The sequence below is a fragment of the Psychrosphaera algicola genome (assembly GCF_028401425.1).
Classification (GTDB): Bacteria; Pseudomonadota; Gammaproteobacteria; order Enterobacterales; family Alteromonadaceae; genus Psychrosphaera; species Psychrosphaera algicola.
The window spans coordinates 1,432,127-1,444,575 of sequence record NZ_JAQOMS010000002.1; the positions used below are offsets into that span (position 1 = coordinate 1,432,127).

Sequence of the window (12,449 nt, forward strand, 5' to 3'; positions counted from 1 at the left end):
GTTTAATGTTGGTGTAACGGGGCATCATTTGAATACGGGTATTGCGCAGAGGCGTCGATGCCCTGATCGTCAGAAATTATCAATAGAATATTGGGCTTGTCATTGGACGCTTGGGGATCATTAAATAGGCGACCTGCACTTGTCGCTGTTTCATTAAATCCATCCCCATCAACAAATGTGATGACCACAGATAAGGTAAACCCTACATCTTCTTGAACTAAGGTATAGGTCGAATTGGTTGCACCAATAATGTCATTGCCGTTGCGCATCCATTGATAGCTAAAATCCCCCAAACCATTGCCATCGGTCAAGGTCTGTGTGATTGATAACGCCTCACCAACGTCTAAGCTACCATGAATTGTGACAGTTCCAGTTACCGCGCTATTTGTAACTTCAATAGGCACTTCAATGTCAGGTTCTGAAGAGTCGCTACCACAGCCAAACAACAATAAACTAAGGCAAACCAAACCCAAAAACTTGGACAATGCCGCTGATTTAAGCCTTGGTAATGTACTAAATAATTCTGCGCAACATGGCGTTTTTAAATTTAATATCAACATCTTATGACCATAATTAATAACTATGATCAAAATTCTAACGTACAAATGTGCAAAAAGTGAGGATCAAAATAAAAAACACGATAAATTATCGAGAATTAAGGTAACCAAAATTTTCGTTTAATTTAGAATTCCTTTTCCTTTTTCTTTTTCTTTTTCTTGCCTTACTCGCTTTTCACTATCACGTTTTGCCAAAGCAGTTATAAGCGAGCAATATTTTAGAAACTTCGTCTATTCGTCTTTCAAAACTTAGTTTGCTTGCCCGTTCGTGTATCGTATGGTCACCATCGCCAAATGGCCCAAACCCGTCTAGAGTCGCAACTCCTGCTGCAGAAACAATATTTGCGTCACTAACACCACCACGTTTTTCTGTTTTTAATGGGTAACCCAAAAGCGCTTCAATATGCTGGAGTAAATCAGCCTGTTTTGCCGACGGTTGCATTACATCTCGCTGGATACCGCCCTCAAGTTCGGCACTTACCCCTTCAACAAAAGTTGTAGCAACAATGTCATTTAGGCCTTTTAATAATCGATCACGTTCAAGTGTTTGAGTATATCTCAGTTCAACTACAATTGAGGCTTTAGGTGAAATAGTATTGGCACCAATTCCACCTGATATTTTACCTGCATTAACTGTGCTACCAGCTTCGAGCCCTAGTAAGCGCGGTAAGTGCAATCACCATATGCGCCGCTGCAAGATTAGCATTACATCCCGTTGCATAGTGATTACCTGCGTGTGCCGCTTTACCCACCAATGAAATCGTAAATGTGCCAACACCTTTGCGGCCAACAACAACTTCGTGATCTTTCCCTGCCGCTTCAAACACCAAACAAATATCGTAATTTTTGGCTAATTCAGAACTCAAGTGTTTACTATCATCACTGCCACTTTCTTCGTCGCTAACTAACAACATGTCAATATTAGACAAGCCGCCTTGTGTGCGCTCCAATCGCTTGAGGGATTCTAATGCGACTATATTGCCGCCCTTCATATCACACACGCCTGACCCGTAAACCCAATCCGCATCTTCCTTAAATCCTTCGAACGTATTCGGCGGAAAAACCGTATCTAAATGACCTAACAACAGGACCCTAGGAAAACTAGAATTATGTAAACTGCAAAATAATAAATGATCCCCTATTTCTTCTCGTTGAAAAGTTTCAGTATGGAATCCCAATTGCTCCATCCAAGTGCGAAATATTGCACCATTTTGATCTACACCCTGCTTATTTTTGGTGTACGAATTTAAATTAATAATCGATTTTAATTCAGCAAAGTTAATCATATTTTTTCATCCCAAACTTAATCTAATTCCGTGAAAGTCTTCGTTGACGCTATGTAGAATGCCTTTGGGCAGTTTATTGACTCACCAACACAAAGAATTTATCTACACTGTTGAACAGGCCATTTACTGAACTCTGCAATTACTGAACCAGTGAAATCATATGGCATTAATATTGCTGTTTTATAACTGACGTAGGGTATGAATTTAACGTTCTATACATCATATTTGAGAGCTTTAGAGGTCTATATGGGTAACAAGTTAATTGCAAAAAATGGCCCTACTATAGGGATGTGGATGTACCAAAATAGTGGCGGGGATGAGATCCAAAACCGGCTTATTATGCAACTCGCTAAACGCGGGATAAATGTGATAACAGGCTTGGATTTAGCACGCGCTTCCGCTCAAAACGGAGAGATTATTTGTAACGGCGTAACGATGGAGGAGCTGGATTTATTTTTTCTTACAACGCTGGCGCACAAACTCCTTATCAATTGTATTTATACCAAGCGATAAATAAACTCGTCCCAACAATCAACAACTTCGAATCGTTTTCATTAAGTGAAGACAAGTTTCTTACCACCTACGCACTCAACCAAGCCAACATTCGTTGTCCAGAATATCGAGTATTTAACCGCGAAGATATTTCAGGACTACGAGATACCGTTAGAGAATGGAATGGCAGAGTGGTTTATAAACCTACCGACGGTTGGGGTGGAACAGGCATAGTTAAAATTGAAGATGAACGTTCCTTAGACGTACTCGTTCCTTTTCTAAACCGCTTAGATGTGCCTCACTTCTATCTTGAAAAATACATCAATTACGACAAATCTGACTATCGAGTAGATATTGTCGATGGCAAATACATCGGTTGTTACGGCAGAAAAGCCCCTACAGACAGCTGGAAAACAAATGTCACAAGTGGCGGCAGTGTCATCACTCGACAACCGTCCGACGAGGTTATTGAACTTGCAATACAAGCTGCAAAAGTCACTGGCCTAGAAATCGCCGGCGTTGACCTGCTCTACGATTTAGATGCAGAAGAATATGTTGTTCTAGAAGTTAATGGCATTCCAGCCTTCGCAACACCTGAACAAGAAAAACTAGGGATTGATTTTAATACGAAAAAATAGATACCATTGCAGAACTCATCGAGCGCACCGTATTTATTCAACCGCAACCCCTCCCATTACTCGAACGAATAGAAGACAGTATTTATGAGCAAAAACACACTGCCTAAACTCGGCCTACTTTATCTTGATCACGTTATGCGTTTTTTTGACAAATCCAACTTTAAAGGTTGGCCTGATAAAATCGAAACTGTGGTTTACCATTGGGGCAACGATAAAAGCCGATTGATTGATGAAATTAAACGAAAAAAATTGAAATCTTGGTTGGTAATATTCCTGCCACAGCTTATGAAACTTTCCGGGAGATCTCTCGGGCTCTACCAAATGTCCGGTTTTTGCCGTCACTCGACACTCAATTCAGCAATAAGTCGAAGGAAAATGTAACGCATTTTTGCGAAAAGTATCAAATCCCTATCCCACCAACCAATATATTTTACGAATTGGCTGATGCTGACACATTTTTAAAAACAACGACGTACCCAAAAATAATTAAAAAATCCTATGGTCCATCTAATTACGGCGGTTATTTTGTTCACAAAGCGGATAGCTATAAAGAAGCTAAAGATCTTTTAGCCCAGAAAAATACTACCCTGTTTATGTCCAAGACTTTGTGCCTATGAGTGCCGACATCCGCGTGATGTTAATTGGACACAAGCCAGTTTGTGCGTTTTGGCGTAGACCGCCTGAAGGCGACTGGCTTACAAATACCAGCCAAGGCGGTAGCATGGACTACCAAGATGTTCCAACCGAAGTATTAGATTTAGCTGTTAAGGTGTCTAAAGCCGCAAATGCGGAATATTGGGCATGCGATATTGCCGTCGGTATAGACGGAAAATTGAGAATATTAGAATGCGCAACGGCATTTGCAGCATTCCCATACATTCGCGATTGGATTGGCCAATACATCATGTGGAATATTTCAGAAGGTCAATTTAGACTTCCTCACATCCCGTTATATAACTGGGAAGAACTGGGTAAAATTAGCCCATCGTTACTGCGAACAATGCGATATATTACTTTTGGCAAACACGTTTTTCCAAGTTGTGATAGCGGTGAAACATTTTCTAAGATCAGTGAAGATAATTACCCTATCGTGGCACTTGATGAAGACATGTCTAACGAAGAGTGGCCAAGCGAAAAATGGAACCGACAGGACAATTATGTTCGTCGCCAAAATAGTGATAAATCTGCGGCTAATGTGCCTCACTCAGCACCTAAAGCAAAAGACATTACGGAAGCACCTGCAGATATAGCTATAGACAAAGCGGCAGCAAGTGACGGTGAGATACCAGCGTCCGATGAAACAAACGAGTCACCTTTAAATTAAATAGAAAAAGGTAAACACAACAAGCCTAAATTTGATAATTTAGGCTTTTTAAATACCGGACAATAGGCCACTGATGAAAAAACAATACACTTCTTATAAAGAAACTATGGCGTTTCTTGAGCAGGTTAAGAGTGAACATCCCAACCTTATCCGAATAGAAAGCATCGGCGAAACGTGGGAAGGAAGACCGATAGTATTGGCAACTATTTCTTTAGACTTAGAAAATGCCGATAGCAAACCGGCTCTATTGTACACAGGAACTATTCATGCTCGAGAATGGATTGGCATCGAACTCGCCAATAGCTTTGTGCAATATATCGTAGACAATCACCAATTTAATCCAAAACTGAAACAGGCGTTAAGCAACAATACCCTGTATATCGTGCCTTGTTTAAACCCAGACGGTTTTGAGTTTTCGCGTACACACTTTTCTTTCTGGCGTAAAAATAGAAGAAACAATGGCGACGGCACCTATGGTGTAGACTTAAACCGCAACTTTGGAAGCCGATTTAAAAACGAAACGATACCAATGCCACAACTTACGGCGGACCAGAAGCCTTTTCAGAGCCTGAAACACGTGCCATAAGGGATTTTGTAGATAACCATAAAAACATTACTATCTCTCTTGATTACCATTCTCAGGGCAATGTATTTTTCCCAGCACATAAGTTTAATCACGAAGCTGAAATAGATACCACCGACCTTAATACTTTATGTGCCAACATGGCCCACGAAATTCAAAAAGTATCAGGTACAAAATATGGTATTCATCGAGGTAAACCACCAACAAACTTAATTAATGGCAGTGGTCGCGAATATTATTACGACAAAGGCATTATTGCGACCGTAGTCGAAGTTGGCACCAGAAATATTCCTGACTACATGGAGAATATGTCGCAAAGTGTTAACGAAAATATTCCGGCATTAGTCCATGCGCTCAATTCAGCAATTTGTTATTCCTCAATAGCACCTGCTCGAGTCAGTAATTTTACGATTAAAGACGTTGCTGCAACAGAGGCAACGTTAGAATGGGAATACTCGGGCAATGAAGCGGTCTACTTTGAAATATACCGCAATGAACAACACAAAAGTCCCTGTACTGAAGATAACTTAGTTGGCTTAACCAAAGCCACGACCTTTACAGATGTGCAGCTTCAAAGTGGCAGCTATTATTACTACAAAATAAGAGCCGTTTTTGCTGATCAAAAAATTGCAGGGCCATATGCGCCAGAAGTAAAACTAAAAACAAGTCTAGCAACACACCATTTTAGTCGAACCTTATTCCCACTAAAAAATGACATCGGTTATGTTGGCGAATATACGCTAGAAAAAACCGTGAGCACTTTGGTCAAAACTCCTTATTTATTGGGGTAAATAAATCCCGCGGCGTATGTTATGGCGTCATCGAGTTTAAATTGGATAAAGTTCCAGACGACGCGCAAATAGAAGCCGCATCATTTTCGCTCTATCCACTTAATCGAGTGGGGGCAAAAATAGAAAATTACGGTGAGTGGGGAATTTCAATTCTTGACCCAACGAGCGTGCCAGATATCCGTAATTTTGACGCCATTCAAAATGCGACTGTACTGCATACCGGTCAGGCAATTGAGTCGGACAAGCTAACACAAGGTGTATGGAGTAATTGGTCGTTTAATGGCAGTGAACGAAAATTACTGGAACATTTTATCGCTCAAGGCAGTTTATTGATCCGCATAGAAGGCCCAACAACATTGCCACGCGGACATGAGTCACAAATGATGCAGTTTGACATTGGTTTTGGTCGTTTTGGGGCGGGTATTCATTACCGACCAAGTATTGAACTCACCTACTCACGAAAACCGAAAATTGCCGAACTTTACCCGACAGCTGTTAACAGTATTTATCAAACTCATACTGAAACCGGGATACTTTCAGCTGGCTTCGACGCTGATGGCGAAAAAGTTTATGGGCAACTTGCCTTTGCGATGCAGGGTATGCCCGATCCTAATTTTACTGTGATCACCGATGCCTATTTAGTCATACAAAACACCAACGCATTAGGCGCTAAAAAAGATATTCGTTTTTCGGTCGAACTAGCCGAGGTCGACAACTTGTCTTATAACTCAGTAAAAATGCGCGATAGTATTCAATATATTGGGTATGAAGTTAGCCACAGTGAACTGCGCGACAAAAAACCACATTATTTCAACTTTGACAGTTTTGCTCGAACAGAACTTGAGCGTTTATATAGTGAACAAACGCCTATTTGCTTTTTAATTCGTGCAACTTCGCCTAATAGAAAAGGTCAAAATGAATTAATTAACTGGCTAAACAAACCCAGTTATCAGCAACCGAAATTGGTAATTGAGTATATCGAACGTTCAAAAGTGCCTTTACCTGCACCAACCAACTTCACCGTGACTCTGGAAAAAACCTCGCAAAATTAACGTGGACAAATCCAAAAGACAAAAACTTTGTTGGGGCATTTGTGGTCCGTAATCGATTCCATCCGCCTAAATCGCCGCAGGACGGCGTTAAAATTTATGGTGGTCAAGATGAATATACAATCGATGATTTTGGCAACCCGAATATTCCAAAATACTACTCGGTATTTTCCTACGACGGAGTACCGCTTTATTCGTCACCAGCTTGTATTTACTTTAGTGCGAATCAAGCAGTACCTGTCATCGAGCTAGACCCTGACGATTGGGAGCCACAACACGATGAGTATTTTCAAAGTTTAGACAATACATAAAGACAAACGTTGTTGGACTTTAAAGCGTTTGTTTGGGCAACTTTATTGCTCGTTTATCAAACTCATTAACAGTAGTACTTTACACTTCCCCATAAAAAACGGTCAATGAATTTTTCATTGACCGTTTAATGGAAACTCGAAAATAAAATTTTTAAACTACACACCCCAAGGGTTTGACGGCGTTGAACGGCTTTGGCGACTTGCACGTTGTATATTGGCTTTTTGCTTTAACGCTTTTACTCGTTCTGCGTCTTTAATACTTAGTTCTTTAGGTTCACGAGGCTTATCAGTCAAAGGGACAATGCGGTCACGCGGTGGTAAGTCGTATTGTGTATTGTCCGGTTTAGGTAAGTTTTTAAGCTTATAAAGATAAAACGCTTCGACCTTCTCTCTAGCCCATTGCGTTTTTTTCAAAAATTTACAGCTCGACTCAATACTTGGATTTATCTTAAAGCAACTAACATTCATATAGGCATGTAATATTTCCCAGCCATAATGCGCCACAAGTTCTTCAACAACTTGCTCTAAGCTCGTTCCGTGTAATGGATTGTTTTTGTAAATTTCTTCTGTACTCATAATCTTCTCTGCTGACTTTCGTCAAATACTATTTAGATAACGTCTAATCAAATTAGGCGACTGAAACATCTACTGAAAAAATAAGTTAACCCTCGTTTTTCAAGTTGATGAACTCATCGCCTATTTTAGTGTAGCTTATGCTACTTTTTTGCCGTCAATTGGTTCGACAAGTATTCGTCTAACGTGCCGTCAAAGTTTACTATGCCTTTATCTTTGATATCAATAATGCGGTTTGCCAACGATGATACAAATTCACGGTCGTGGCTGACAAATATCAATGTTCCTTCGAACCCTTTAAGCGCATTGTTTAACGCGTCAATGGCTTCGATATCCATGTGGTTAGTCGGTTCGTCCATGATTAAGACATTAATGTCCTGCATCATCAACATGCCAAATAACAAGCGGTTTTTCTCTCCACCTGAACAGTTGCGGGCTTTTTTATTGGCGTCGTCTTCAGTAAATAACAAGCGACCTAACATGCCACGAACCATAAGGTCGTTGTGGCAGCTACGACGCCACTGTGACATCCAATCCATAAGGGTCAAATCGTTATCGAAATAGCTGCCACTGTCCTGTGGGCAATAGCCAACAGACGCATTTTCAGACCACTTAACCACGCCTTCAAGATGCGCAAGTTCGCCCATCAAACAACGAAGGAAGGTTGTTTTACCCACACCATTTTCGCCAATAATGGCAAGTTTAGCACCGGCTTCTAATAACAAGTCACCGTTTTGGAATAACATTTCGCCGTCAAAACCATGACCTAAATTATCAAGTTCTAACGCTTGGCGATGCATTTTTTACCCGGTGCAAAGTTAATATGCGGTGTAATACGGCTTGACGATTTCACATCATCAAGTTTAATTTTATCCATCTTTTTGGCACGAGAGCTGGCTTGTTTTGCCTTTGAGGCATTGGCACCAAAACGATTTACGAAGTCTTGCAATTCTTCTATTTCAGCGGCTTTTTCGCATTACCAGACAATAGCTGTTCACGAATTAACGCAGACTGCTCTAAGAAATATTCATAGTTACCTGGATAAATACGAAGCTCGCCGTAGTCAATGTCAGCCATGTGTGTACATACAGAATTTAGGAAATGTCTGTCATGGGAAATAATAATCATGGTGCATTTACGTTTGTTCAATTCGGCTTCTAACCAACTGATCGTATGAATGTCCAAGTTATTGGTTGGTTCGTCGAGCAATAAAATATCCGGATTAGCAAACAAGGCCTGAGCAAGTAAAACACGTAGTTTCCAACCCGGTGCCACTTGTTCCATCAAACCAAAATGAAACGACTCTTCAATACCCGCTTCGAGTAAAATTTCACCGGCGCGACTTTCTGCACTATAACCGTCCATTTCAGCAAACTGGCTTTCTAAGTCACCAACGCGCATGCCGTCAGCTTCCGTCATTTCAGGGTTGGCATAAATTGCATCACGCTCTTGTTTAACTTCCCAAAGCGCAACGTCACCCATGATCACAGTATCGATAACACTGTATTGTTCAAATGCGAACTGGTCTTGGCTTAATGTACCGACTTTTTGGCCCGGCGTAATTGAAACATTACCTGAACTTGGGACTAGTTCGCCCGTCAGTATTTTCATAAACGTAGACTTGCCACAACCATTCGCACCGATTAAACCATAACGGTTACCATTGCCAAATTTAGCTGAGATATTTTCAAACAAAGGCTCTGCGCCAAATTGCATTGTAATGTTAGACGTAGTGATCAAAAGAGATATTTCCTAGTACATATGTGTATTGAATGGCTTAGTTCTAAATTACAAAAAAGCGCAAAGTTTTAAGGCCGCGCATTGTACAGGAATTAGCGTCTACAACCTATTAAACATTGGCTTTTTTTGATTGTTTTTTCAACAACACAAAAGATAAGGCAATTATTGACGTCGCCTTTAGCTCTAACGGATTGATTTGTATGACTCTGAAAGTAGTGCAAAGGCTCAACTCTTTTGTTTAATAACAAAGAGATTGATACGTAAAGGCCCATCTCTAATCACTGACGAATTAATGACTACTTAATTTGCGGGCCAATCCTAAATTACAAAATATGATAAATAGATAACTTGTAGTCATAAACTGCTTTTTGGTTGGTTATTCGGTAATGTGGCTATTTATTGCGATAAGACGTCATTGGCATTTACCAACTGCAACATGTCGTAGACTCGTAAACCCAATCAATCTTACCTCTCACGGAGTCATTCATGCGTTTATTTTCGGTTTCTCTATCCGTTAATTCATTACCCCCTCTGACGACAGTAAAGTCGTCATGCTTAACGCTTGTTGCATTACTGCTGATAACATCTAGCCTTTTTTCTCATGCTGACCAAGCGACTGTTGAGTTCACAAAAAGCCAACTGCAAATCGCTGATAACTTTTCATATTCGGGACGCATTGACTTTAATCAAGTTCCGGGCCCTTATTTAACGTGGCTAAGGCACCAGCGTAAAGTTTCGATTTACCGGCAATCAACTGCGCCTAAAACTAAATGACGATAATGGCAAAAACCTATTTAACGTGATTTTTAATGGCCAGAACCAAACCCCATATGTGCTGGCGGCTAAAAAGGACTTCACGAATACAACCTAAGCCATATGATAAATACCGAAATAACCACAGTAGAGATATTTAAACGTACCGAGGGGGATGAAGGCGGCACACACTTAGTTGCGGTCAAGCTAGGGCAAAACGCAAAACTGCTCACCGCCCCTGTTAGCCCGACTCGAAAAATAGTATTTTACGGCGACTCGATAACCGCTGGCATGGGTAACGAAGCCCCGCACAATACGGGAGATAGCAACCCTGTCGATAAAAATCACTATCTGTCTTATGCCGCAATAACCGCTCGGAACTTAAATGCAGAATTTCAAAGTATCGCCAAAAGCGGTATTGGTTTTATGATCAGTTGGTTCGACTTCATCATGCCACAATACTACGACCAACTTACGGGCGAGAATGATAATCAGAGCCAATGGGACTTTAACCGTTGGCAACCTGATGTGGTAGTGGTTAATTTAGGGCAAAATGACAGTTGGTTGATAGACGATCAGAAACGCCTTACAGCAACGCCTGAACAAATCGTGAGGGCGTATACCAATTTCATTCAAACCCTTCAGGAAAAACACCCTAACGCCTATTTTATCTGCGCATTGGGCAGCATGGACGCCACCGATTTTAATAACCGCGATAACCATTGGCCAGAATACATAACTACAGCCGTTCACAATATAAAACAACTGGATAAAGCAAATGGCCAAGCCACAAATATAGATACCTTAATGTTTAGATTTACCGGCTACGGCGCTCACCCTAGAGTTAATCAACATGTGGACAACGCAGATAAGTTAACCGCGTTTATAAAACAAAAACTAAGTTGGTAATTGTCGTTATTCCCAATCAAAATTGGGTTGTCAATTAAAGCGGCGCATAAACAGCTATGCGCCGTGGGTTTATTCAAACAAGGCCGCTAGACAGTTACCGTCTGATAGCTAGCACCTAATATCTATCACCATTGTCAGATTCCTCTATGCCTTTCCCATGTCATCTATTTCTTTAAGCTTTTGTGGCAAATGTTGCTCTAAATAACGGTAGCGCAGTATGACAGCCGATAATATGGCGCCGTTGATGCCAAGCTGCACTAGCCAAACAAAAACCGTGTCATACAAAAGGTAATTAACACAGGCGATGATTGCTAAAGCCACGTACAGAATTATGCAAACCCGTGTGCTTATCCGCCAGTACTTTAATCGCATAACCAACTCGTCACGTTTAAAAGCCAATAAAGCGCTAATGTCTAACGTTTGCTGTTGCCAGAGGCGCGAATGTTGACCAAATGACCACGCACTGAAGGCGATAGGTATTGAGGCCAATACAGCAAAAAGTATGGTTTGTGCCATGCTACTCGCAATCCAAATTGCTACGTACAAACTATACGCACTTACAGCAACGCCAACTAACATATCGGTATACGCTTTTAATTGTTGTCTGAATTTACTGGCTTTAACCTGAGACAGTAATTTATCAACATCTATTTTTGGCGTCGCTTGTTTAAACGCGTTCTGCCAACTTTCAAATTGTGGATCCATATTCATCTCCGATTCAAAATCTGCTCTAGTTGTGCCCGCCCGCGCCGAGCACGTTGCGCCACATTTGCTTCCGTAAGTCCTAGGGCGATGCCAATTTCAGCTTGATTAAATCCCTCTAGTTGCAGCGCTATCACTTGTCGGTAACCTATAGCTAACTTACGCAATGCCGTCATCAAATCTATTTCAATATCTTGTTTATTAGAGGTCACTGAACTGCTTATGCTCTCTAATGGCTCATCGAGGTTATGCCGGTCGTGGCGTCGAGTTTCTTTTAATACGTGATCTACCGCTCGGTTGTGGGCAATACGGGCAATAAAGGTTTTAATATTGGCCTCGCCTCTAAAGCTTTCGAGTGCGCGCCAAACGGCAAGGGACATGTCTTGGATCAAATCTTCCCGCAAACTTTCATCCGCTTCGTAAGTTGTCGCAACACGCGCCATTAGCGGCGCGTGTTCCTTAAGTAAGGTTGCGATATCAAGCTTGTCGCTCACTACATTTCCTTGATAATTTGAGTGGTGTTTGAGTCGTTGTCAAACAACTCACAATAGGCTTGATAAGTAACACATGCTAACCATGGACCCGTTAATAATGCACTTAGTACAAAGGTAAACGGAACCAATAAAAGCAAAACTGCATTTACCATCATAATAACTAACATTGGACGCCACGCACGGATGACCGCTTGCACACTGGCCCGGATTGCGGCAGAGATACTATCATCAGCAAGTAATACCCTTG

16 protein-coding genes and 2 pseudogenes are annotated in these 12,449 nt (G+C 41.2%); 10 read left to right on the plus strand and 8 right to left on the minus strand.

Features of this window, described 5'->3' with window-relative positions; all coding sequences use genetic code 11:
* Positions 1-2: 2 nt before the first annotated feature.
* From PN838_RS07700 to PN838_RS07710, 3 genes are all read right to left on the minus strand, one after another.
* Positions 3-560, minus strand: coding sequence for a hypothetical protein (locus PN838_RS07700; RefSeq protein WP_272180253.1), 558 nt, complete (start codon positions 558-560; stop codon positions 3-5).
* Positions 561-738: 178 nt separating this feature from the next.
* The gene (locus tag PN838_RS07705; protein WP_272180254.1) at positions 739-1,233 is read right to left on the minus strand and encodes a peptidase dimerization domain-containing protein; all 495 of its coding nucleotides are present in this window, start codon (positions 1,231-1,233) and stop codon (positions 739-741) included.
* Complete coding sequence (locus PN838_RS07710; RefSeq protein WP_272180255.1) at positions 1,196-1,843, minus strand: M20/M25/M40 family metallo-hydrolase; 648 nt, start codon at positions 1,841-1,843, stop codon at positions 1,196-1,198. Before PN838_RS07710 ends, PN838_RS07705 begins: the two co-directional genes overlap by 38 nt.
* A 246-nt stretch (positions 1,844-2,089) precedes the next feature.
* Here PN838_RS07710 and PN838_RS07715 point away from each other — a divergent pair, with 246 nt between their 5' ends.
* The 7 genes and pseudogenes from PN838_RS07715 (at position 2,090) to PN838_RS07745 (ending at position 7,031) form a co-directional block, all read left to right on the plus strand.
* Positions 2,090-2,356 (plus strand): hypothetical protein, encoded by a 267-nt coding sequence (locus PN838_RS07715; RefSeq protein ID WP_272180256.1) that lies wholly within the window; start codon positions 2,090-2,092, stop codon positions 2,354-2,356.
* Positions 2,335-2,973, plus strand: coding sequence for an ATP-grasp domain-containing protein (locus PN838_RS07720; protein ID WP_272180257.1), 639 nt, complete (start codon positions 2,335-2,337; stop codon positions 2,971-2,973). Before PN838_RS07715 ends, PN838_RS07720 begins: the two co-directional genes overlap by 22 nt.
* 257 nt (positions 2,974-3,230) lie before the next feature.
* Positions 3,231-3,590 carry a hypothetical protein gene (locus PN838_RS07725; protein ID WP_272180258.1) on the plus strand — a complete coding sequence of 120 codons (360 nt, stop codon included), beginning with the start codon at positions 3,231-3,233 and terminating at the stop codon, positions 3,588-3,590.
* A complete protein-coding gene (locus PN838_RS07730; protein WP_272180259.1) occupies positions 3,587-4,297 on the plus strand; it encodes an ATP-grasp domain-containing protein in 711 nt (236 codons plus the stop codon). Before PN838_RS07725 ends, PN838_RS07730 begins: the two co-directional genes overlap by 4 nt.
* Before the next feature lie 106 nt (positions 4,298-4,403).
* Positions 4,404-5,671 (plus strand): annotated as a pseudogene (locus tag PN838_RS07735) (M14 family zinc carboxypeptidase).
* A gap of 41 nt (positions 5,672-5,712) precedes the next feature.
* Complete coding sequence (locus PN838_RS07740; RefSeq protein ID WP_272180260.1) at positions 5,713-6,723, plus strand: hypothetical protein; 1,011 nt, start codon at positions 5,713-5,715, stop codon at positions 6,721-6,723.
* Between the two features lie 41 nt (positions 6,724-6,764).
* Positions 6,765-7,031 (plus strand): hypothetical protein, encoded by a 267-nt coding sequence (locus tag PN838_RS07745; RefSeq protein WP_272180261.1) that lies wholly within the window; start codon positions 6,765-6,767, stop codon positions 7,029-7,031.
* 156 nt (positions 7,032-7,187) lie between these two features.
* Here PN838_RS07745 and PN838_RS07750 read toward each other — a convergent pair whose 3' ends face one another.
* Both PN838_RS07750 and PN838_RS07755 read right to left on the minus strand, forming a co-directional pair.
* Positions 7,188-7,607 (minus strand): VF530 family protein, encoded by a 420-nt coding sequence (locus tag PN838_RS07750; protein ID WP_272180262.1) that lies wholly within the window; start codon positions 7,605-7,607, stop codon positions 7,188-7,190.
* Between the two features lie 140 nt (positions 7,608-7,747).
* Positions 7,748-9,344 (minus strand): annotated as a pseudogene (locus PN838_RS07755) (ABC-F family ATPase).
* A 486-nt stretch (positions 9,345-9,830) separates the two neighbouring features.
* Here PN838_RS07755 and PN838_RS07760 point away from each other — a divergent pair.
* The 3 genes from PN838_RS07760 to PN838_RS07765 are packed head-to-tail and all read left to right on the plus strand — an operon-like array spanning position 9,831 to position 11,006.
* Positions 9,831-10,118: a hypothetical protein gene (locus PN838_RS07760; protein ID WP_272180263.1), complete on the plus strand. Its 288-nt coding sequence runs from the start codon at positions 9,831-9,833 to the stop codon at positions 10,116-10,118.
* On the plus strand, positions 10,099-10,215 hold the full coding sequence (locus tag PN838_RS27105) for a hypothetical protein (RefSeq protein WP_370661095.1): 117 nt from the start codon (positions 10,099-10,101) through the stop codon (positions 10,213-10,215). The genes PN838_RS07760 and PN838_RS27105 overlap by 20 nt, the downstream gene beginning before the upstream one ends.
* Positions 10,216-10,220: 5 nt before the next feature.
* A complete protein-coding gene (locus PN838_RS07765; protein ID WP_272180264.1) occupies positions 10,221-11,006 on the plus strand; it encodes an SGNH/GDSL hydrolase family protein in 786 nt (261 codons plus the stop codon).
* 144 nt (positions 11,007-11,150) lie between these two features.
* Here PN838_RS07765 and PN838_RS07770 read toward each other — a convergent pair whose 3' ends face one another.
* From PN838_RS07770 to PN838_RS07780, 3 genes are read right to left on the minus strand one after another with little or no spacing between them, the layout of a single operon-like run.
* Complete coding sequence (locus tag PN838_RS07770) at positions 11,151-11,711, minus strand: hypothetical protein (RefSeq protein WP_272180265.1); 561 nt, start codon at positions 11,709-11,711, stop codon at positions 11,151-11,153.
* 2 nt (positions 11,712-11,713) lie between these two features.
* Positions 11,714-12,202: an RNA polymerase sigma factor gene (locus PN838_RS07775; protein ID WP_272180266.1), complete on the minus strand. Its 489-nt coding sequence runs from the start codon at positions 12,200-12,202 to the stop codon at positions 11,714-11,716.
* On the minus strand, positions 12,202-12,399 hold the full coding sequence (locus PN838_RS07780) for a hypothetical protein (protein WP_272180267.1): 198 nt from the start codon (positions 12,397-12,399) through the stop codon (positions 12,202-12,204). The genes PN838_RS07775 and PN838_RS07780 overlap by 1 nt, the downstream gene beginning before the upstream one ends.
* Positions 12,400-12,449 lie beyond the last annotated feature (50 nt).